The sequence below is a fragment of the Cohnella thailandensis genome (genome assembly GCF_014212135.1).
GTDB classification, from domain to species: Bacteria; Bacillota; Bacilli; order Paenibacillales; family Paenibacillaceae; genus Cohnella; species Cohnella thailandensis.
Genome location: NZ_JACJVQ010000006.1, coordinates 247,058 through 266,884, shown reverse-complemented (window position 1 = coordinate 266,884; position 19,827 = coordinate 247,058). Strand labels below are relative to the sequence as shown.

Annotated in this window: 20 protein-coding genes; 5 read left to right on the top strand and 15 right to left on the bottom strand. The window is 58.6% G+C overall.

The window, feature by feature from the left end; all coding sequences use genetic code 11:
* Window positions 1-92: 92 nt before the first annotated feature.
* The 6 genes from H7B67_RS09185 to H7B67_RS09160 form a co-directional block, all read right to left on the bottom strand.
* Window positions 93-1,385: a 6-phospho-beta-glucosidase gene (locus H7B67_RS09185; protein ID WP_185119506.1), complete on the bottom strand. Its 1,293-nt coding sequence runs from the start codon at window positions 1,383-1,385 to the stop codon at window positions 93-95.
* A complete protein-coding gene (locus H7B67_RS09180; protein ID WP_185119505.1) occupies window positions 1,382-2,383 on the bottom strand; it encodes a BadF/BadG/BcrA/BcrD ATPase family protein in 1,002 nt (333 codons plus the stop codon). Before H7B67_RS09180 ends, H7B67_RS09185 begins: the two co-directional genes overlap by 4 nt.
* A gap of 132 nt (window positions 2,384-2,515) precedes the next feature.
* On the bottom strand, window positions 2,516-4,183 hold the full coding sequence (locus H7B67_RS09175; RefSeq protein ID WP_185119504.1) for an extracellular solute-binding protein: 1,668 nt from the start codon (window positions 4,181-4,183) through the stop codon (window positions 2,516-2,518).
* Window positions 4,184-4,282: 99 nt separating this feature from the next.
* Window positions 4,283-5,179, bottom strand: coding sequence for a carbohydrate ABC transporter permease (locus tag H7B67_RS09170; RefSeq protein WP_185119503.1), 897 nt, complete (start codon window positions 5,177-5,179; stop codon window positions 4,283-4,285).
* Between the two features lie 16 nt (window positions 5,180-5,195).
* Complete coding sequence (locus tag H7B67_RS09165; protein ID WP_185119502.1) at window positions 5,196-6,149, bottom strand: ABC transporter permease; 954 nt, start codon at window positions 6,147-6,149, stop codon at window positions 5,196-5,198.
* 120 nt (window positions 6,150-6,269) lie between these two features.
* Window positions 6,270-7,148: a helix-turn-helix transcriptional regulator gene (locus H7B67_RS09160; protein ID WP_185119501.1), complete on the bottom strand. Its 879-nt coding sequence runs from the start codon at window positions 7,146-7,148 to the stop codon at window positions 6,270-6,272.
* 240 nt (window positions 7,149-7,388) lie between these two features.
* Here H7B67_RS09160 and H7B67_RS09155 point away from each other — a divergent pair, with 240 nt between their 5' ends.
* Both H7B67_RS09155 and H7B67_RS09150 read left to right on the top strand, forming a co-directional pair.
* A complete protein-coding gene (locus tag H7B67_RS09155) occupies window positions 7,389-8,135 on the top strand; it encodes an ABC transporter ATP-binding protein (RefSeq protein ID WP_185119500.1) in 747 nt (248 codons plus the stop codon).
* The gene (locus H7B67_RS09150) at window positions 8,132-10,102 is read left to right on the top strand and encodes an ABC transporter permease (RefSeq protein WP_185119499.1); all 1,971 of its coding nucleotides are present in this window, start codon (window positions 8,132-8,134) and stop codon (window positions 10,100-10,102) included. The genes H7B67_RS09155 and H7B67_RS09150 overlap by 4 nt, the downstream gene beginning before the upstream one ends.
* A 63-nt stretch (window positions 10,103-10,165) precedes the next feature.
* On the opposite strand, the gene H7B67_RS09145 is transcribed toward H7B67_RS09150, so the two are convergent.
* From H7B67_RS09145 to H7B67_RS09130, 4 genes are all read right to left on the bottom strand, one after another.
* Complete coding sequence (locus tag H7B67_RS09145; protein ID WP_185119498.1) at window positions 10,166-11,152, bottom strand: sensor histidine kinase; 987 nt, start codon at window positions 11,150-11,152, stop codon at window positions 10,166-10,168.
* Window positions 11,149-11,850, bottom strand: a complete 702-nt coding sequence (locus H7B67_RS09140; protein WP_281067794.1) for a response regulator transcription factor — start codon at window positions 11,848-11,850, stop codon at window positions 11,149-11,151. Before H7B67_RS09140 ends, H7B67_RS09145 begins: the two co-directional genes overlap by 4 nt.
* Before the next feature lie 19 nt (window positions 11,851-11,869).
* The gene (locus H7B67_RS09135) at window positions 11,870-12,223 is read right to left on the bottom strand and encodes a winged helix-turn-helix transcriptional regulator (RefSeq protein ID WP_185119497.1); all 354 of its coding nucleotides are present in this window, start codon (window positions 12,221-12,223) and stop codon (window positions 11,870-11,872) included.
* Between the two features lie 174 nt (window positions 12,224-12,397).
* The gene (locus H7B67_RS09130) at window positions 12,398-13,378 is read right to left on the bottom strand and encodes a DMT family transporter (protein ID WP_185119496.1); all 981 of its coding nucleotides are present in this window, start codon (window positions 13,376-13,378) and stop codon (window positions 12,398-12,400) included.
* 155 nt (window positions 13,379-13,533) lie between these two features.
* Between H7B67_RS09130 and H7B67_RS09125 the strand changes: the two genes are divergently transcribed.
* Window positions 13,534-14,886: an aminotransferase-like domain-containing protein gene (locus tag H7B67_RS09125; protein ID WP_185119495.1), complete on the top strand. Its 1,353-nt coding sequence runs from the start codon at window positions 13,534-13,536 to the stop codon at window positions 14,884-14,886.
* A 116-nt stretch (window positions 14,887-15,002) separates the two neighbouring features.
* Here H7B67_RS09125 and H7B67_RS09120 read toward each other — a convergent pair whose 3' ends face one another.
* From H7B67_RS09120 to H7B67_RS31455, 3 genes are all read right to left on the bottom strand, one after another.
* A complete protein-coding gene (locus tag H7B67_RS09120; RefSeq protein WP_185119494.1) occupies window positions 15,003-16,310 on the bottom strand; it encodes a polysaccharide deacetylase family protein in 1,308 nt (435 codons plus the stop codon).
* A 35-nt stretch (window positions 16,311-16,345) separates the two neighbouring features.
* Entirely contained in the window at window positions 16,346-17,068 is a 723-nt protein-coding gene (locus H7B67_RS09115) for a hypothetical protein (protein ID WP_185119493.1), read from the bottom strand.
* A gap of 124 nt (window positions 17,069-17,192) precedes the next feature.
* Window positions 17,193-17,396 (bottom strand): hypothetical protein, encoded by a 204-nt coding sequence (locus H7B67_RS31455; RefSeq protein ID WP_425489417.1) that lies wholly within the window; start codon window positions 17,394-17,396, stop codon window positions 17,193-17,195.
* Between the two features lie 181 nt (window positions 17,397-17,577).
* On the opposite strand from H7B67_RS31455, the gene H7B67_RS09105 reads away from it, so the two are divergent.
* Window positions 17,578-18,147, top strand: coding sequence for a spore coat protein (locus H7B67_RS09105; protein WP_245363176.1), 570 nt, complete (start codon window positions 17,578-17,580; stop codon window positions 18,145-18,147).
* A 63-nt stretch (window positions 18,148-18,210) separates the two neighbouring features.
* Here H7B67_RS09105 and H7B67_RS09100 read toward each other — a convergent pair whose 3' ends face one another.
* Window positions 18,211-18,552, bottom strand: a complete 342-nt coding sequence (locus tag H7B67_RS09100) for a DUF1801 domain-containing protein (protein ID WP_185119491.1) — start codon at window positions 18,550-18,552, stop codon at window positions 18,211-18,213.
* 96 nt (window positions 18,553-18,648) lie between these two features.
* Here H7B67_RS09100 and H7B67_RS09095 point away from each other — a divergent pair, with 96 nt between their 5' ends.
* The gene (locus tag H7B67_RS09095) at window positions 18,649-18,855 is read left to right on the top strand and encodes a hypothetical protein (protein WP_245363178.1); all 207 of its coding nucleotides are present in this window, start codon (window positions 18,649-18,651) and stop codon (window positions 18,853-18,855) included.
* Window positions 18,856-18,906: 51 nt separating this feature from the next.
* Here the strand turns inward: H7B67_RS09095 and H7B67_RS09090 are convergent, their stop codons facing one another.
* Window positions 18,907-19,677, bottom strand: coding sequence for an SDR family oxidoreductase (locus tag H7B67_RS09090; protein ID WP_185119490.1), 771 nt, complete (start codon window positions 19,675-19,677; stop codon window positions 18,907-18,909).
* Window positions 19,678-19,827: the final 150 nt, after the last annotated feature.

The window sequence follows — 19,827 nt, the reverse complement described above, 5'->3', positions numbered from 1 at the left end:
GCATTATCCGAATAAAACGGCGGCTCCGGGGAGTTCATCCCGGAGCCGCCGTTCTGCGTTATTCAAGTCATTGTCGCTTATTAGGAAACAAATCAGGATGGAAAAAAGAGCGGAAGGTAAGCCTTGTTTCTCTCCAGCATCTCCTCCAGCATCCGCTGCGCGTCGTTCGCCGAAGGCACGAGCGGGTGATGGGACAGCGCGAGCAGCGCCTTGCCCGCGTCTCCGGTCACGGCCGCCTCGATCGCCAGCCGTTCGTACGTCTTCACCGCGTGGATGAGGCCGACGACCGACGGCGGCACGACCGTGACCGGCTGCGGAACCGGTCCGTTCGCGGTGACGACGCAGTTGACCTCGATGCAGGCGTCGTCGGGCAGGAAGCCGAGGATGCCGTCATTGCGAACGTTCAGCGTTTGAACGTCGCCGGTGTCGTTGTGCAGCGACACCATCAAGTTGACCGCCGCCTCGGAATAATACGCGCCGCCCCGCTGCTCCAACTGCTTCGGCTTCTCCGCCAGTTGCTCGTCCCGGTAGATGTCGAAAAGCTCATCCTCCAGCCGCTTGACCGTCTCGGCGCGGGTCTCGCCCTTGGCCGCGGCGGCCTGCTGCTCCGCCAGAAGCTCGCGGTGCAGGTAGAAATACTTCAAGTAATAGGAAGGAATCGCCCCGAGGGACTTCAGCAGCTCCGCGTTCCAGCCGAATTGCGGCACGTTCTTGGCGGAATAGCCGTCGCGGTTCGCCAGCAGCTCGGGCAGCTTGGATTCGCCGTCGATCTCGATGACGCTGATCCAGTGCAGGTGGTTAAGCCCGACGAATTCGCAATGAATGCGGTCCGCCGGCACCCGGTAGAGCCCCGACAGCCACTTGTAGGCGCCGATCGGAGAATTGCAAAGCCCGACCGACCGGATGCGGGAGTGCTTCAGGATCGCCTCCGTCACCATGCCGGCCGGATTCGTGAAGTTGAGCAGCCAAGCGTCCGGGCACAGCTCCTCCATGTCGCGCGCGATATCGAGCAGAACCGGAATCGTCCGCAGGGCCTTCATCATGCCCCCGGGTCCCGTCGTCTCCTGCCCGATCATCCCGTAGCGCAGCGGAATCGTCTCGTCCCACGCGCGCGCTTCCAGCAAGCCCACCCGCATCTGCGTCGAGACGAAGCTCGCCCCCGCCAGCGCCGAACGGCGATCCAACGTCGTAGATACCTTGATCGGCAAGCCGGAGCGCGCGACCATGCGCTGCGCCAGGCTGCCGACGATATTCAGCTTCCATTCTCCCGCCGGGATGTCGACCAGGACGATCTCCGTCACCGGAAGCTTGTCATGGTTCGCAATAAATCCTTCGATGAGCTCCGGCGTGTAGGAAGAGCCCCCGCCGATCACCGCTATTTTCATTCGTCTTCTCCTCCTTGACCTTCCGAGATTGAGGCCTTCACGGCCAACGAGAGACCGAATCGGTCAAAGACGGAATCCGGCACTTCGACTCCCCGGCGCTCCATCGCGAGAAGAAGGGCGCCGCCGACCGGCTCGATCTCCAGAACGCGAAGGGCGCAGCCCGGAGCGATCTCTTGAACGAGCTCCTTGATGTAAGGGACCACGAACCGGCTGTCGCCCCGCGTCAGAACGCTTCCGACAAGCACGAGATCGAACCGGTCCGCCTCCATGCCAAGGCGGCGAATCGTCGCGACGGCCGCGAGGCCCAGCTCGGTTCCTTGCCGGCGCAGGATCGCGCGGGCCGCTTCGTCCCGCTCCGCCACGGCGAACAGCTGCTCGGCGAGACGGCGGGGAACGTTCGCTCCGCGATCGAGGAAGTCGTGGAACATGGCCTCGACCGAAGCATATCCGAGCGACTTCAGCACGGCGTCCGTCAGCAGGGTCGGCTTCTCGCGGCCCTCCCACGCCCGGATCACGGTGCGGAACGCCTCGACCGCCAGGTCCCCGCCTCCGCCGAAGTCCCCGTAAACATAGCCGAAGCCCCCGCACTGCAGCGAGTCCCCCCTCTTGTTCATGCCGTAGCAGTTGGTGCCGCTGCCGCAGACGAGCACGACCCCGTCCGGCTGCCGGGTGCCCGCCCGCAAGCCGATAACGGTGTCGCAGACGATAGCGTGCGGCTCCAGCCCCAGATCGGCGAGCAGCGGGCGCAGGATCCGGAAATCCGCTTCCCTGTCCGCGCCCGCCAGTCCGTAGACGGTGTACGCGATATCGCCGCGGGCAAGGCCCGCCGCGCCGAGCGCCCCTTCGACCGCCTCCCGAATGCTCGCTTTGGCGAGCTCGGGCCCGAGCTGATGGTTCCCGCAGCCGCTGTAGCCGCGGCCCACGATCGTCCCGGTTTCGTCGCAGACGACCGCGAGAGTCTTGCTGCCGCCTCCGTCTACGCCCATATAGTAAGTCACGACTTCGCCTCCTTACGCGCGACGAAGCCGGCCGCCGAACCGCGCCCCACAAGCGCCATGCCGTCCGGCCAACCGACTTCGCCGCCTTCCGTTTTCCGTGATGGTTATGACAAGATGATGATGACAAGGCCGTTATTTCAGCTTGCTTAAGTTCTCCTGCCATTTGGTCGTCTTATAAGCTAGCAGCTTTTCGTAGCCGACCTTCTGGGCATCCTCTTCGGCTTTGTCCAGAACGGCGAATACTTCCTCGTCGCTCTTGGTGTTCAGAATCGCTTGAGCCCGCGCCTTCTCGTAAATCTCCTTGACGCTCTGCGCGATAATGCCTTCGTCGGAGTCTCCGGCGGGTTCGAGGTTCACGAACTCCGTCGTGTTGTACTGCGTTTTCCAAGTGATCTCCGACTGCCACTTCGTCTCCCAGCTCTTCTTGTCTTCGGGCAGAGTCGATTCGAACTTCATCTTCGAATTGTCGACGTAGACCGTGTTGCCGACCCATTGCAGGTTGACCGTCGAATTCATCAGCTCGTCGCGGCCCTTCGTGTCGCTCGTGAACTTGTCGGTGAAGAGCGGCGCATCCTCTCCGTCGACGCCGTCCCAATACATTCCCTCGGGCCCCCACATGATCACGCGCTGTCCTTCCGGCCCGGTCATCCAGTCGAGGAAGGCGAAGATCGCTTCCGGATCCTTGGCGCTCTTCGTAATGACGCTGACGTTCCAGCCAAGCTGGTTATAGTAACCGGTGAAAATTTTGTTCTTGTCGAGCCCTTCCTTGTGGATCGGCCAGACCATGATGTAGCCGGCATCCGGATCCTTCTCCTTCAGCATGGCGTTGCCGATCGCTCCGAACTCGGTCGGGCTCGAAGCGGCATACACCGCGATTTGGCCGTTGACGATCTTCTGCTCCACCTGCTCGAGAGGCTGGCTGAACGTGTCCGCGTTAAGCAGCTTCTCGCGGTACAGCTTCGCCCCGAACGCGACCGACTGGCGGAACGGTTCGTCCTTGAATACGGATGTCATCTTGCCGTCTTGGGGGATCGCCATCATGCCGGCCGCGCTGAACAAATATGGGCGGTTCTCGGCGTATGCGGAGGATAGAATGTCGATCGCTTCCGCCGACTGGCCTCCCTCCAGCGGAATGATATTCGGGTATTTCTCTTTGACGAGCTTCAGATAATCGTAAAGGTCGTCGATCGTCTCCAGCTTGGGGGCGCCCAGCTCGTTGTAGATCTTCTTGTTCACCAGATAGCCCGTGTTGCCGTTCGGCTGCGTCGTGTACCAGTTCGGGAATTGATAGATTTTGCCGTCGGGCGAACGAAGCATGTCCAGGGTGGACTCTCCCGCCCACTTCTTGAGATTCGGATACTTCTCCAGGTAATCGTCGTACGGCACCAGCATGCCGGCCGCCCGCAGCTTCTCGACGTCCGCCCCGCGCTCCGTCCAGATAACGTCGGGCAGCTCGCCGGAGACGATCATCGTGCTCAGCTTCTGCGCCGCGTTGCCGCCGGAGCCGACCGGGACGACGTTGACCTTCTTGTTCTCCTTGATCCACTTGGAGGCTTCGTCCTCGCCCCAGTTGGGCATCGTATACCAGTCGTAGTTGCCGTAGAAGGAGAACTCCAGATCCTTCGCGCCGAGTTGGTAGACCTCTCCCGTCGCTTCCGCCGAAGCGCTGCCGCTTGCCGGCGGCTCGCTCGGGGAGGGCGAAGCCTCGTTGCCGTTGTCCGAGCTGCACCCCGATAGAATAAGAGCTGCCGACAATACCCCCGTCATGGATAACGTAAAGCGTTTGTTTCGAACCTTCATTTGCTCTTCTCTCCCTCCGGTATGGGTAGATATAGGAGTCCTCAATAGGGACCCGGTTAAGGCGCCAGCGCCGTTGAACCCTAAGACGGCCGTGCGATGCTATTCCTTGAGCGAGCCGACGAGAACGCCTTTGACGAAGTACTTCTGAACGAACGGGTACACGCACAGAATCGGGAGCGTCGCGACCATCATCGTCGCCATCGACAGCGACTTCGACGTGATCGTCCGCATCTTGTTGATGCGTCCTTGCGCGGCCGAATCCATCTGCTGCATCTGCTCGCTCATGATGTTCGAGTTGAGAATCTGCTGGAGCTTCGTCTGAATCGGGAGCAGGTCCGCGTTGCTGATATAGATGCTGGGCGTAAACCACTCGTTCCAATGATAGACCGCCGTAAAAAGCGACAGCGTGGCGATGACGGGACCCGACAGCGGAAGCACGATGCGGAACAGAATGCCCCAGTTCGAGCTGCCGTCCACTTTGGCGGACTCTTCCAATCCTCCCGGCAAGCCCATGAAGAACGTCCGGAAGATGATCATGTCCCACACGCTGATGAGCCCCGGGATGACCATGACCCAGAAGGTGTTGAACAGCCCGAGCTCGCGGATAAGCAGGAAGCTCGGAATGAGGCCGCCGCTGAAATACATCGTGACGATGCAGAAAATCATGTAATACTTGCGTCCGATCAGCTCGCGCTTGGTCATGCCGTAAGCGAAGATAGCCGTCAGCAGGATGCCGAGCAGCGTGCCGGCCGCGGTCCTCAGGATGGAGATCACGAACGCGTTGACGAGTCGGCTGTCTTCGAATACGATCTGGTAATTGTCCAGCGTGAACTCCCGGGGCCAGAACGTGACGCCGCCCTTCATCGTGTCCGTCCCTTCGTTGAAGGAGACGATGGCCGCGTTCCAGAACGGGTAGAAGGCGGCGAAGCCCAGGACGATCAGGAACGCGTAAATCCCGATGAGCAGCGCGCGGTCTCCGGTCGACAGTTTGATCATGATGCTCTCCCCCTTCCTACCATAGGCTGTTGCCCGAACGACGGGCCAGATAGTTGGCCGCGACGAGCAAGCCGACGCTGATCACGGCCTTGAACAATCCCGCCGCGGTCGCGTAAGAATAGCGGGAGTTCTGGATGCCGATCCGGTAGACGTACGTGTCGAGCACGTCGCTGACGTCCCGCAGCACGGGGTTCGAGCCGAGCAGCAGGATATTCTCGAATCCGGCGTTCAGCAGGCTGCCGATGGCCAGGATCAGGAAGACGACGATAACCGGCATGATCGCGGGAAGGGTGATCGAGAACATCTGCCGCAGCCGGCTGGCCCCGTCCACCGCGGCGGCTTCGTGCAGGTGGGGATCGACGCCCGCGATCGCGGCCAGATAGACGATGGAGGAGAAGCCGATCTCCTTCCAGACGTCGGTGACGACGAGGATCGACCAGAAATACTCGGGCATGGAGAGGAAATTGATCGGTTCTTGGATCAGGTTCAGGCTCTGAAGCAGCATGTTGAGACTGCCGTTCTCCGTCGACAGGATCGAGGCGACGATGCCCGATACGATGACCCAGGAGAGAAAGTGGGGAAGGTAGCTGATCGTCTGGATCGACCGCTTGAAGACACGGCCGCGAATCTCGTTCAGCATGAGGGCGAGCAGGATCGGCGCGGGGAACCCGATCAGAAGCTTCAGCAGGCTGATGACGATCGTATTGCGGATAACGTTCCAGAATTCGGGGGCTCCGAAGAACATCTCGAAGTGCTTGAAGCCGACCCAGGGACTGCCGAAGAAGCCTTTGAACAAGCTGTAGTCCTGGAAGGCCATCAGCACGCCGTACATGGGGATGTAGCTGAAGACAAGCAAGAAGAGCAAACCCGGCCATACCATCAGTTGAATGTCCCACTGCCGGAAGAAGCGAACGATTCCGGGCGGTTTCTCCGTGGCATGCCCGAAGTTGCGGGATTCCGTCTGAGCCATTGCTATAATCAGCCCCCCGTCGTTTATTTTCTCTATCTTACCTGCCGGGGGGCGGGGGCTCTTCGCCAATTCAACCGAAAACTGATACTATCTTCCTGTAGGTGAGAAGAAATCTGACACTTAAGACGATCTTTGGCGGACGGTGCGGGGAGCGTAGCCGAAGTGGCGGTTAAACAGGCGGTTGAAGTTGGACAAATTGCGGAAGCCGCATTCCATGGCGACGTCCACGATCTTGAGGTCGGTCGTCCCGAGCAGCTTGACCGCCTTCTCCAGCCGAAGCTGGATAAGATAAAGCTGCGGGGGCACGCCGACCGTGCGCCGGAAGATGTCGCAGAACCGGGAGGGGCTCAGGAAGACGAGCTCCGACAGCTCGTTCAGCGTCCAGGGATAGACGAGATCCGATTCCATGGCGTGGATGACGAGCCGGACCTTATCCAGTTGGGCGGCATTCACTTGCGACCGGCTCGCGCCATCCGCGGCGGAGAACCGGAAATCCCGGTTGACGTACGCCAGGAACTGATGCAGGCAGGCGAAGACGAGCGACGTATGCGAGCGAAGCGCGCCCGCGTGCTCCTGCTGCATCTCGAGCAGCAGCGAGCGGAGCTTGCCGATGCGCGGATGCTCGCGGTCGAGCAGGTTCGTGAAGCTGACGCCCATCTCCTTGAACGGGGAGAGAATCTCGGGATCGTAGCGAAGCGTTCCGGTCAGCCATGAGCCGTCGAACGAGATGACCTGCAGGACCAGATCGCTCGTCTCGTAAGCGCAGTGCAGATCGTTCGAATTGATGAGAAGGATGTCCCCTTGCCGGAACTCGAACGTCTCGCCGTTAATGATATAGTAGCCGGTGCCGGACTTGATCAGGTTGATCTCGAGCGCGTCGTGCCAGTGCAGCTTCTGGTACCCCGAGTCGACCCCGATCGTATCCTCGATGAAGATCGGGAACCTTTTGTCCAGGTTGGTCTTCTCCCTCGGAATATCGGGCGAACGATGATGCGTCATATTATCTCCCCCAAGTTAGAGATTGAATCCGGGAAACCAATTTAATGATAAGTCCATGTAAGAATACCTGTCAAACGCAGCGACCTCTTCTATTCTAAATGTATTCGCTTTCATTTTGAAGAAGTCCTGCCCGCCCCGGGGATCGCAAGTGACAAAACCGTCACTCAGGATCGGCAAGGATCGATGGATACGAGCTTCGGCCCCATTTATATTAAGGGTATAAAGAGGAGGGAGCAGAAAATGCAAACGGTTATTCAAACGAAAAACTTATCCAAGAATTACGGGACGACCCCCGTGCTGAAGAGCATCGATCTCGAGGTTCGCGCGGGGGAGCTGACGGCGATCATGGGTCCTTCGGGCTCCGGCAAGTCGACGCTGATGAACGTGCTGTCGACGATCGACCGGCTGTCCGGCGGAGAGGTGTGGCTCGAAGGAAAGTCGCTGCTCGACATGAAGAAGCAAGCGGCCAGGCAATTCCGCCAGGAGCGCATGGGGTTCATTTTCCAGGATTATAACCTGCTCGATACGCTGACGGCCAAGGAGAACATCCTGCTGCCGCTCTCGCTTCGCCGGTTCAAGGCCGAGGAGATGGAGCGCCGGCTGGCGCCGATCGCCCAAGCTCTCAACATCGCGGGCATTCTGACCAAATATCCGAGCGAGCTGTCCGGCGGGCAGAAGCAGCGGGTCGCCTCGGCAAGGGCGATCATCACGAACCCGGCGATCGTCTTCGCGGACGAACCGACCGGCGCGCTCGACTCTCGGTCCGCCACGCAGCTGCTCGAACAGCTCGTAGGGCTGAACGAGACGTTCGGCACGACGATTCTGATGGTCACGCACGACGGTTACGCGGCCAGCTACTGCAAACGGGTTATTTTCCTGCGGGACGGCGGCATCGTGAACGAGCTCTACGCGGGCGAGCAAACCCAGAGAGCGTTCTACGACCGCATTCTCGACGCCCAGAGCCTGATGGGGGGCAAGACGCGATGAGCCTGCTCGAGCTTACGCTGCGCAACGTGAAACGCAACTTCCGGCTGTATTCCATTTATCTGTTCTCCATGGTGGCCGGCGTCATCGTTCAATACACGTTCTCTTCCTTGATGTATAACGAGGACGTTCTGGATGCCCTGCAGAATAGGGATAACTTCAGGGTAGGCTCCATGATCGCCTCGGTGACGGTATTTCTGTTTATCGTCTTCTTCATCCTATATGCGAATTCTTTCTTTATGCGCCAGCGCAAAAAGGAGTTCGGCATGTACCTGCTGTACGGGTTAACCGAGAAGCAGGTCGTGCGGATGATCTTCTGGGAGACGCTCGTCATCTGCGCGGTCTCCCTTGCGGCAGGCGTTCTGCTCGGGGGGCTGTTCTCCAAGCTGTTCGGCATGCTGCTCATGTCGCTCATGCAATACGATCAGCCGGTCTCGCTGACCTTCCCGGTCGAAGCGATCGCGTCGACCGCCGGGCTGCTGCTCCTGCTGGCGATCGTCATCAGCGCGCAAAGCTGGTTCATGGTCAACCGGCTGCAGCTGACCGAGCTGTTCCACGCGAAATCGAAGGCCGAGAAGCCCGTGCGCGTGTCCGCGTTCTGGGCGATCCTCGCCGTCCTTATGATCGGTGTCGCCTTCGCGCTCATCTACAGCGGCAAAGGCTCGGTCGTCTGGCAGGAATACGCGACCCCCAGCTTGATCGTGTCGTCCGTCGGCATCGTCGCCGGAACGTACTTGTTCTTCCGTCAATTCGCCGGCTGGCTGCTGCGGACGATCGGACGGCGCAAGAACTACCACGAAGGCAATACGGTGCTGTGGACGTCGTCGCTGCGGTTCCAGATCCGCGGCAACACGCTCAACCTATCGTTCATTACGCTGTTCGGCGCGGCGATCATGATGCTGATGTGCTTCATGACGATCAATTACAAGGTTCAGTTCGAAGCCGTCGGCCGGAATATTCCGAACGACATCGCGTTCCAGTCGCTCGATACCGGGACGAACCGCCAGGTCGACGACTTGATCCGGAGCTCCGAGCACGGGATTCGCTATCATCTGACTCACGAGGCGCTTACGGCGGAACCCTTGACGAGCATGGACGCCGCGTTCGATAATCCGGAGTATTTCACCCCCGAAGTGCTGCTCGTGCCGGAAGCCGCCTACAACGAACTGGTCGGGATCCGCGGAGACGACCGGAAGGTGGAGCTGAGCGGAAACGAAGCCGTCTCCCTGTCGCAGGGCTCGGACTTCCCGGAGACGTTCGCGGCAAGCGAGACTCGAAGCTTCGCCGTGAAGCTCGGCGCGGGAGAAGAGAAGGAGTTCTTCCTTACGGAGAAGAAAGATTATGCCTATCTGGGCTGGTCGACGAGTCCGGTCGAGTCGATGATAAAGAAGCCGGCGGTGCTGGTCGTCTCCGACGAAGCCTACTCGAGCCTTCAAGGCGTCGCGAATAAGAAGAAGTTCGAAATTTACGGCGTGAAGGATGCCAAGAACGCCGAGGCCTTATCCGAGCGAGCTCACGCGATCGTCGCCCGGACGCCCGGCGCCTATTACTCCTCGTTCGCCGACGTCTACTCCAGGCAGATCGAGGGCTCGTCCCTCATGCTGTTCTCGAGCGGCTTCCTCGCCTTGGTCGCGACTTTCGCGCTGGCCAGCGTCATCTACTTCAAGCAGCTGCGCGAGGCGACGGACGAGAAGCTGCAATACGCCATCCTGCGCAAGATGGGCGTCGACAACCGGCAGATCAAAAGCGTCATCCGCAAGCAGCTGCTGTTCGTGTTCTTGCCTCCGCTAGCGCTCGGAATCGCGTACAGCTGGTCGATCATCAAATCCTACATTCTCGAGTCGGTGAGCGACATCCCCGAGCTGCCGGGCATCACGTGGGGCATCATCGGCGTCTACTTCCTCGTGTACCTGCTGCTCTATCTCTCGTCCGCGAATTTGTATTACAAGATCGTCAGCCGGCAGTCCTGATTCGAATTAGGCGCGGCACAACGCAAAAACGGTTGGCCAGGTATATCCTGTCCAACCGTTTTTTTATCGCCGTACCGTGTACAAATAAGGATCGTGATTCTTCGGAAAGTGAATCGTGAACTCCGTGTATTCCCCGACGACGGATTCGCAAGTGAGGTAGTGCCCCAGCTTCTTGGACAGCTCTTGGGCGAGATAAAGCCCCATCCCCGTCGACTTCGCATGGGTGCGCCCGTTGGCGCCGGTAAAGCCCCGGTTGAAGACGCGAGGCAAGTCCTTGGATTCGATCCCGATGCCGTCGTCGCGGACGATAAGCTGCTTCTCGTCCTGCGTGGCGCGGGAAGAGATCCGGATCTCCCCGTTCTCCCCGGTATACTTCAAGCCGTTGGACAACAGCTGGTTCACGATGAACAGCAGCCACTTCGGGTCGCTTTGCACGGTCGTGCGCGGAAGGTCCAGCCGGATTCTCACTTTTCTCGCGATAAACGACTTGGCGTGCGCCTTGACGGCGTCCTTCACGAGAGGCTCGAGGTCGCAGCTTACGATCTCGTAGTCTTGGTTGAAGCTGTCCAGCTTGGCATAATAGAGCGCTTGGTCCACGTAATGCTCGATGCGCGACACTTCCTCCTCGACGCCGCGCGGGTCGACCTCGGTCTGCTGCATCAGCCGAAGCACGGAGATCGGCGTCTTGATCTCGTGGAACCAGGAGACGATGAAGTCGTAATACTCCTTCTGCTTCGCCTGCGCCTCGTTCATGGCCCGGATGTGCGCGATTCCCGCCTCCTCGATCGCTTCCCGGTAGGCTTCGGCCTCCAGGGACAACGGCTCGGCATCCTCGCCGTTCCGATTCCGCACGGCATACAGCACTTTCTGATAACGGTAAACGAGGAAAACGACGAGAAGGAACGAGGCCAGAACGAGAGCGTAGAGCAGCGTCTTCCGGTGCAGGTCGATCTCGGGATCCACCCAGAAGACCGCGATCGTCATTAAGAACAAGGCGGCATACAGGAGAAGATACGGCCGCTCGTACTTCAAGAACCGGCGGAAGCTCATTCGACGATGTACCCCATTCCTTTGCGGGTGGAGATGAATTCCTCCAGCCCGAGCGCGGCGATCTTGCGTCTTAGCCGGTTGACGTTGACGGTCAGCGTGTTGTCGTCGACGAACTGCTCGTCGTTCCACAGCGCCTGCATCAGCTCGTCCCGCGAGACGATCCGCCCGGCCCGGCGCATCATCGTCTGCATGATGATCGATTCGTTGCGGGACAATTCCGCCGTCCGGCCCCGGTACTGAACCGAGGAATTGGACAGGTACAAAACGAGCTCCCGATGGGTAAGCTGCAGGTTCTCGTCCTGGTACGTATAATTGCGCCGGAGCAGCGCGCTGACCTTCGCGACGAGCACGCCGAGGTCGAACGGCTTCTGGATATAATCGTCTCCGCCCATGTTGATCGCCATGATGACGTCCATGTTCTGATCCCGGGAAGAGAGGAAGACGATCGGGACCTTGGAGACGGCGCGAATCCTCTGGCACCAGTAGAACCCGTCGTAGATCGGCAGATTCACGTCCAGCAGCACCAGATGCGGCTGGCTCGCCTGGAATTCCTCCAGCACGTTGTCGAACGAAGCCGTCTCCACGACCTCGAATTGCCATTTGCGCAGCGCGTCCGCCACGATCGAGCGGATTTTGTCGTCGTCTTCGACGATAAAGATTCGGAACAAGGAGGCTCCCTCCGGTTCGATGGGTATCATGCGGGGCTTATTCGCCCCTTTATAACGAGCTCTCCGCCGAAGCGTTCGCCGTAAGGCGAGGATCGGCGCCGTACTGCTGGGTCCACTGCCACATGGCAGCGAAAATCGGCTGCAGCCCCTGCCCGGATTCCGTCAGCTCGTACTCGACATGCAAGGGCACGCTCGGATAAAGGGTGCGAGTGACGAGACCTTTCTCCTCCAGCAGACGCAGCCGATCGGTCAGCGTCTTCGGGCTGATGGGCTCAAGCTTGCGGCGCAGCTGCCCGAAGCGCTTGACTCCGTTGAATAGCTCGAACAGGATCAGAAGCATCCACTTGCTGTCCAGAATCTCCAGGATCGGCTCGACCTTGCCCGGGCAGGAGTTATCCATCATCGGCCATTCCTCCGTAGTTCATTTATTGAAATTATGGCAATTTCATATCACTGCTTTTCAAATATACCATAAAGCCCGGAGACGCCAAAGACCCCTGATCAGGGGTCTTTGAGGCTGTCGATGGGAGCTGCTGAAATGGCGCAATCCTTGAATCCGGACTCCGGCTTAAGGCCGTCATTTGGCAGGATCCGCCGCCGCTGCTCCCCGTGCCAAGGAAGCTCCTCGAGCCTCCCCTTGGGACGCCTTCTTTCTTTTCCCCGCCCAACCGACGCCGACGACCCCGGCCAATACGAGAAACGCGCCGATGATGTGATAGTAAGCCAGAGGCTCGTTTAAGAAGATCACGCCTCCGAGGATAGTGAGAACCGTCGCCGCGTTATTGAAGATCCCCATGCGCGAGGCTTCCATCCGGGTCAATACGAAGTTGGTAAGAAGCGAGGTCCCCATCGACGCCAGAATGCCCAGGTACAGGATGGAGCCCGAGAACGTCGCGGACCGGAACTCGTCGAAGTAATTCGGGAGCGTGCCCTCCGAGAGATGACGGGTGACGGACATCGCGTTGAAGGCGATAAAACCGGCGAGCAGGATCGCGAACGTCAGATCCAGGTAGTGATGCCTCTGCGTCAGCTTGCGGGTAAGAATGTTGTAGGCGGAGAGCGACACGGCGGACAGCAGGATGAGGACGATGCCGCGAATGCCCGAGGCTTGGAAGGCGGCGCCCTTCATCAGGAAAATATAAACGACTCCGGCCACCGACAGCAGCGTAAACCCCTTCTGCAGCCAATCCGAACGTTCCTTCAGGAAGACGGACGCGAGCGCCATCGTGGAGATCGGCACGGTCGCATTGATAATGCCCGCTTCTCCCGAAGTCGTATACGTCAACCCGTACGTCTGCAGAGTGAAGAAGAGATAAGGGTAGAACAGCACGAGAGGCAGCATGGACAGCAGCATCCTCCCGCTCAAGCGCAATCGGCGGCGCGAGATCAAGAACACGGCGGCGATGGCCGCAAGCGCGATCGTAAAGCGATGGGCGAGGGCGTCGATCGGATGAGCCGTCTCCAGCGCAAGCTTGATAAACAGGAAGGCGAACCCGATAATGCCCGTATAGCAGGCGACCGCGAGATAGACGACGCCCGAGGCGGATTTGTTGGCCATAACGATAATCTCCCTTCGATTATGCAACGTTAGAACGATTCGCGGCCGCTTAACTTGCGACCGCTATCCTATCGTAAATCCTTCCGCTCTCTGTTACCATTTGTAAAAAAGCCATCTGTACCGGTACAAGACATTCGGAGGCGGGAGGAGATCCGATGCATAAATACGAGAGCCTGCTGGGCGAACTGGAAGCCCGGATCCGGGACGGAACGCTGAAGCAGGGCGGCAAGCTGCCTTCCATTCGAGAGCTGGCGAGGCAATACGGCTGCAGCAACAGCACCGCGATCGCCGCGCTGGAAGAATTGGAGCGGCGCCACCTCGCGTACTCCGTTCCCCGCAGCGGATACTACGTCGTGCACGCCAAGCCGAGCTCGGAGCCGGCTTCGGCCCGGCCGATCGACTTCGTCGCTTCGGCGCCGGATCCCGCGCTGTTCCCCTATCTCGACTTTCAACACTGCGTCAACAAGGCGATCGATACGTACAAGAACGACCTGTTCGTCTATCAGACGGAAGAAGGCCTTCGCCCCCTGCTCGCGATCCTGGCGAAGCAGCTCGCTTCCTCCCAGGTGTTCGCCGCGGAGCGGCGGATCGTGGTTACGTCCGGGATCCAGCAGTCGCTGGCGATTCTCGCGGCGACCGAATTCCCGAACGGCCGGCCCGGCGTATTGATCGAACAGCCGACTTATCACCTTTTTATCAGCCGTCTCCTTGATCACCGTATACCCGTGCGGGGAATCGAGCGAACGGCGGAGGGGATCGATATGGAGGAGCTGGAGCGTCAGTTCCGCTCGGGCGACATTAAGTTTTTCTACACGATCCCGCGCTTTCACGCCCCGTTAGGGACCTCTTACACGACGGCACAGAAAAAACAAATCCTCGAGCTCGCCCGCAAGCACGACGTTTATGTCGCGGAGGACGACTACATGGCGGATCTGGAGACGGAAGGCAAAGCCGACCCGCTTCACTCCCTGGACGTTCACGAGAGGGTGATCTATCTGAAGAGCTATTCCAAAATCGTGTTTCCCGGCTTGCGCGCGGGGGTCGCGGTTCTGCCGGAGGCGCTCGTCGAGCCGTTCCGCCGGGTCAAGCGGATGTGGAACATCGACAGCCCTTTGCTGTCCCAGGGAGCGCTGGCGATCTACTTAAAGAGCGGCATGTTCGAGCGGCATCGGCGGATGATACGGGATTCCTACGCGCGGCGGGCGAAGGTTCTGGCGGAAGCGCTCCGGGAGGAGGCCGACCGGTGCATCGGCGCCTTTCGTTATCCCGAGTCGAAGCACCCCGCCATTCATACGCACCTCGTGCTGGACGGACGGATCTCGGTCCCTCAAGTCGTTGCTCGTCTCGGGAAGAGGATTCTGCTGGAGAGGATCGACAAGCACTACCTGCCGGGAACGGCGAATCGGCATCTGCTCAAGCTGAACGCGACGACGGTCCGGGAGGAGGATATTCGTACCGGCATCGGCCTCATCGGAGAAGAATTCCGAAGGCAGTTAGCGAAGTCTTAGGATAAAAGAGGCGAATGAACATCCGAGGACAGGTCCGAAGAGAGAGACGAAGAAATGCAAATAGGAGCCGGCGCCTCAATGGTTGAGGGCCGGCTCCGCCGCTTGGTCTCGTCCCGTTACTTAAAAATAGCAAACTTCAGATCCTTGTCCTTCAAGTATTGGATGATTTCCGGAAGCGCCTCCGCCGTGAACTTGTCTTCATGAAGCACGTATACGCCGCCCGCGGCTTCGACTTCACGGAAGTAGCGAAGGATGTCTTCGGGCTTCTTCGCATTCCAATCCTCCGGGTCCCTATTCCACAGGAGCGTCTTCATGTTCAGCTTCTCCGCCGAGGAGATCAGTTCGTCGTTAACCGCGCCGTACGGCGGGCGGAACAACGTAACGGGTTCTCCGGTCAGGGCTTCGATGGCCGCGTTCGTCTTCGATAGGGTCGCGTTCTGGGCCTTAGGCGTGAATTTCGTCAACACGCTGTGATCCCAGGAGTGATTCCCGACGGCCATCCCATGCTCGCTAGCATAGGCAACGGCATCCGGATGCCTCTCCACGTTCTTCCCGACGAACAGGAAAGTCGCCGCTATCTTGTTCTCGACGAGAATGTCCACGATCTTCTTCGTAAGCGAAGAGGGCCCGTCGTCGAAGGTTAAGGCGACGTATTCCTTCGGCAGCCCGAAGAACTTCTTGTCGTCCTCGACTTCGATGACCTGGTAGCCCGCTTGCGCCTGCTGCGCGGCGGGCTTGACCGAAGCTTGCGTCTGCGCGGGACGATCGGCCGTAACCGCCGCGATCGGCGCTTCGTCCTCGTGCGCATCGTTCTTCTGCGGTTGGCTCGCCGATACGGGAGCCGCGGCTGCCGTCGAAACCTCCGTCTTGGCTCCCGCGTTCGCGACGCCGATCTGTCCTCCCGGAAGGCGCACGGGATCCTCTTGACCCTCGGTCGGGATAGACAGAGCCAGCAAGCCGATCACGACCAAAGCCAGAAGCAGGCCGGCCAATCTCGACGCTCTTGCGGCGAATCGGCGCCGCGAAGGAGATCTCCGTCGCGCGGACTCCTCTCCTCCGTTCCCTAGCGCTTCCTCGCCAATCGGAACGGGCGGAAGCTCATTTTGCTGAAGGCGCTTGATCGCTTGGATGAATTCTTCGCTGCACGCGAAATACAGCGTCTCCCGGGAGACGCCGGACATCCGGACTACGGCGCTATAGTAGGTATTATGGTAAGGGTCCCACTTGGGGTATGGAGAGAGCCTCGCTCTTCCTCCGTCCACCGGCCGCAAAGCTTCAAGACCTAGGTATGTAAATTCGTCTATATCGATTATGTAAGAAGCTTGCCTGTCTTCATGGGTAACGGCGACCTTGATTCGATAGGCACCCTCGGACGTCTTCCCTAGCGACAGCAGCTCCATGACTTGCGCGCTGTATGGCTCCATGCCCTCTACGTCCTTCTGCCTCGTCAGACCTGGTCTTACTCGTTGGATACTCCGCCCTGCGAACCCGAGCCCGATCCGAACGGAGTCGTCAATCGGCTGGTGAAGTCATTAACAATATTCAGGAGATGCGTCTTCTCCTGGCGAAGAGAATCGTACTTCTGCTTCATCTGGGCGAGCTCGGCTTCGAGCCTCGAGTTCTTCTCTTCGAGTTCGCCGATTCTCTTGTTCTTGTCGGAAGTCGTCTCGTTGTGCTTCTGAAGCAGGCTGGCATAGTTCTGTCGCTCCAGCTCGATGACGGCTTTAAGCTCTTCGATCTGGCCGGACAAGGAGGAGTGAAGCTCGCGGTAATCCTCCATCATCTGATCGACCTTCAGGTTCTTGTCGCTCAGCCTCTGCTCCAGCTCAAGAATGCTCTTCTCGCGCTCCTCGATAACCTTGCCCAGGTTCTTCAAGTCCTTGTTCAAGCGTTCGATCTGCCCGTTCGAATGGCCCAGCCGGTCCTGAAGATCGTTGTGGCTCATTTCGACTTGCTGCTTGGCCTTAATCATCTGCTCCACGGCGAAGACCAGATCGAGCGATCTCTTATCCATATGACCCTTATTGGTGAAAATAGGACCGGTTTGCTCCTCGCCGACCTCGTTGGCAGCCGAAGCCGCGGTCACTTCCTCCTGCGAGTCCTCTAACTCCCTCCTTATGTCAAGATCCTCTCGCGATTGCTGCTCAAGACCGTTCTTTTTCTTCTGGAAAGGAGAAAACATAGACGAACTCACCTTTTCTAAGGGAATGTTGATCATTGTCGAAAATTAAGTTTCTTTAATTATAGTTTAATTTTCCAACGGATTAAGCAGGGCTAAAGTACCGATTTGTATACCTGATATTAGGCTAAAAGACACAGGGGCCTTTAGGTTCCATCTTATTCCGTTTCCTTCTTGCGTTGTTATGGATCGCGTAAAAGCCGACCTCTTGCTCGCCGTCCAGGATCGAGTAAAAGGCCGACGATAAAATATACCCTTCCAAAAAGGAGTCGAAGGGCGATGACAGGCTCTTCAGATATTCCTTCATGAGAGGCCGAATTTCGGTTGCCATGCACGATCTGAATATCAGCAGAACCCGCTTCCGTTCCTCCTGAATCGCACTGTTTTTTTCCAAAATACACCATATCCAGCGTCCTGCGCAAGCCTTGGATTCCTGTATAAAACCAAGCCGGTTAACCATTATATAGGGGGCGGTCCAAAAGAGCCAAAACATAGAAAGCGGTGACGAGATAATGATGAGACTAGGTTCCCATGAAGCCCACGAGCTTAACGAGCTGCTGCTAAGCTGCACGAACTCGATTCAATCCATGGCGCTCTTCATCAATCAAGCGCAGGATCCTGAGCTGAGAGACATGATCGTCCGGCACTATTCCGTGCACGTGCAGGATTACAACATGAAGGTCGAATACGCCAACCGCATGATCTCCCGGGACCAGCTGAACATTCCAGCGTTAAGCATGAGCCCCGTGGCGGAAAATCCCGTTTACGCCTATCCGGGCTTGCAGCCCAGGGTTCAATTGCAGCAGTTGGACGACCGCGCGATCGTCACTTCCTATCTTCTGACGCTGAAGCGCGCGGGCCGGGAATACGCGTGGTCGGCCATGGAATGCTCGACGCCGCAGCTGCGCGCTTTCCTCGAGGACGCCTTCCGCATGTGCTCGCACCAAGCCTTCGAGGTATGGAGCTACATGGCGCGCAAAGGCCTTTACCCGGTCGAATACGCAACCAATACGGCCCTCCAAGCCATGCAGCAGATTTACCAGCCGGTTTCGCAGCATAATCCCGCGCAGCTATACACTTAACAAAAAAAGCGAAAGCCGGAGCGTCCTTCCGGCTTTCGCTTTTTTGCAGCTTATCGAGTCCAATCAAAGCGTGCTGGCAGCCTTGCTCAGCAGCGTCTTGATTTCGTCGGCGTCGACGGTTTGGCCTTTGCGGAGCTTGAGCGTTTTTCTCTCCGGCGGTCCTTCGAAACGGTCTTCCGGAAGCTCCAGACCGGCAGCGTTGAACAAGGTGAAGCTGATCGCTTCCTTCGAAGGGGAGATGACGGCCAGGTACTTTCCGTTCTTGAGAAAATGGGGCTTCTTGTACTGGATGCGCTCCTGGACTTCGCCGACGGCCTCATGAACCGTCCCGCGCAGGGCAACGGCAAGCTCGGCCTGCCAGGGCTCCTTCAAAGACTCAATAAAATCGGTGACTTCCGGGTTCATTCTTAATCGCTCCTTCGATAAGGGATGGATACGTTGCCCGGCGGGATCAACGGGGAGGAACAGAGGACGAAGGTCCTCCGTTCCTATACGGAGGATATGAAATCCAAACAAGAGATGGGGCTGGTACCGGAGGAGCTTGACCCTGCCATGATTACCTTAATGCTCTCCAGCTTGACGATTTATCCGCTTCTCAACGGCCTTGTAACGCGGATGATCACCGGACTCGAGCCCGACGACCCGGAATTTCAACAAAGGTGGTCTCGGTTTCTTCGTCAGATCAGCGAGAGGATTTTCTCGCGGTAAGATCAACCGTCGGTTTCGCGCGATACCGTCGCCTTATGCTTCCTAGCTGCCTTACAAATGGGATCCTCCGGTCGCGTCAATCATCTGTCCCGTTACCCACCGGCCGTCCGGCGACGCCGCGAAGGCGACGATATCCGCGATGTCCGAGGGCTCGCCGACGCGTCCAAGCGCCGACATCTCTTCCGCGTGCTTGCGTCCTTCGGGCGTATGCAGCCACGGCGCGTTAACGTCGGTATCGACGATGCCGGGCATGACCGCGTTCACGGTTATTCCCCGCGAACCTAGAAGCTGAGCCAAGTGCAGAGTGAACGTGTTGAGAGCGCCTTTGGTCAAGTTGTAGGTCATGATATGCGGATAAGCAATGCGCGTCACCCCGGAGGATATGTTGATGATTCGCCCGCCGTCCCGCAATCGTCCCAGCGATCGCTGAACGAGGAAGAACGGCGCCTTGACATTAACCGAGAACAGCCGATCGAAGTCCTCTTCGCTCGTTTCTTCGAATTCTCGGGATGTGCCGATACCGGCATTGTTGACCAAGATATCGTATCGGTTGCTGCCCGTTCTGCGGATTAATTCCTCATCCATGGCTTGAAGGAGCCTTTCTACGCCGTCCAAGGAATCCAGCTCGGCGCCGACGGCGAACGCATGGCCGCCCGCCGCCTCGATCTCGGAGACGGTCTCTGCCGCCGCATCCGACCGAACGCCGTAATGAACCGCGACAAGCGCCCCTTCGGCCGCAAGACGCAGCGCGATTCCTTTGCCGATCCCTCTGCTTGCCCCCGTGACAAGCGCGATTTTACCTTCCAAGCGTTTGGCATTCATTGCGACTCCACTCCTTCTCTTAGAATTAATCCTAAGATAAACCCTCCCCTCAAGGGGAAAGTCAAGGAGCGATCGCAATTCTGTTCTCGATAAAGTTCGCTACCGCCGTCACGTTCTTGAAGTTTCATACGTCAATCCAGTAAGAGCAGT

Excerpts from the sequence above, each read along its gene's own strand:
- H7B67_RS09185 (WP_185119506.1), bottom strand. The coding sequence starts at position 1,385 with ATGAAAATAGCGGTGATCGGCGGGGGCTCTTCCTACACGCCGGAGCTC.
- H7B67_RS09175 (WP_185119504.1), bottom strand. The coding sequence starts at position 4,183 with ATGAAGGTTCGAAACAAACGCTTTACGTTATCCATGACGGGGGTATTG.
- H7B67_RS09170 (WP_185119503.1), bottom strand. The coding sequence starts at position 5,179 with ATGATCAAACTGTCGACCGGAGACCGCGCGCTGCTCATCGGGATTTAC.
- H7B67_RS09165 (WP_185119502.1), bottom strand. The coding sequence starts at position 6,149 with ATGGCTCAGACGGAATCCCGCAACTTCGGGCATGCCACGGAGAAACCG.
- H7B67_RS09160 (WP_185119501.1), bottom strand. The coding sequence starts at position 7,148 with ATGACGCATCATCGTTCGCCCGATATTCCGAGGGAGAAGACCAACCTG.
- H7B67_RS09155 (WP_185119500.1), top strand. The coding sequence starts at position 7,389 with ATGCAAACGGTTATTCAAACGAAAAACTTATCCAAGAATTACGGGACG.
- H7B67_RS09150 (WP_185119499.1), top strand. The coding sequence starts at position 8,132 with ATGAGCCTGCTCGAGCTTACGCTGCGCAACGTGAAACGCAACTTCCGG.
- H7B67_RS09145 (WP_185119498.1), bottom strand. The coding sequence starts at position 11,152 with ATGAGCTTCCGCCGGTTCTTGAAGTACGAGCGGCCGTATCTTCTCCTG.
- H7B67_RS09140 (WP_281067794.1), bottom strand. The coding sequence starts at position 11,850 with ATGATACCCATCGAACCGGAGGGAGCCTCCTTGTTCCGAATCTTTATC.
- H7B67_RS09135 (WP_185119497.1), bottom strand. The coding sequence starts at position 12,223 with ATGATGGATAACTCCTGCCCGGGCAAGGTCGAGCCGATCCTGGAGATT.
- H7B67_RS09130 (WP_185119496.1), bottom strand. The coding sequence starts at position 13,378 with ATGGCCAACAAATCCGCCTCGGGCGTCGTCTATCTCGCGGTCGCCTGC.
- H7B67_RS09125 (WP_185119495.1), top strand. The coding sequence starts at position 13,534 with ATGCATAAATACGAGAGCCTGCTGGGCGAACTGGAAGCCCGGATCCGG.
- H7B67_RS09120 (WP_185119494.1), bottom strand. The coding sequence starts at position 16,310 with ATGGAGCCATACAGCGCGCAAGTCATGGAGCTGCTGTCGCTAGGGAAG.
- H7B67_RS09115 (WP_185119493.1), bottom strand. The coding sequence starts at position 17,068 with ATGTTTTCTCCTTTCCAGAAGAAAAAGAACGGTCTTGAGCAGCAATCG.
- H7B67_RS31455 (WP_425489417.1), bottom strand. The coding sequence starts at position 17,396 with ATGGCAACCGAAATTCGGCCTCTCATGAAGGAATATCTGAAGAGCCTG.
- H7B67_RS09105 (WP_245363176.1), top strand. The coding sequence starts at position 17,578 with ATGATGAGACTAGGTTCCCATGAAGCCCACGAGCTTAACGAGCTGCTG.
- H7B67_RS09100 (WP_185119491.1), bottom strand. The coding sequence starts at position 18,552 with ATGAACCCGGAAGTCACCGATTTTATTGAGTCTTTGAAGGAGCCCTGG.
- H7B67_RS09095 (WP_245363178.1), top strand. The coding sequence starts at position 18,649 with ATGAAATCCAAACAAGAGATGGGGCTGGTACCGGAGGAGCTTGACCCT.
- H7B67_RS09090 (WP_185119490.1), bottom strand. The coding sequence starts at position 19,677 with ATGAATGCCAAACGCTTGGAAGGTAAAATCGCGCTTGTCACGGGGGCA.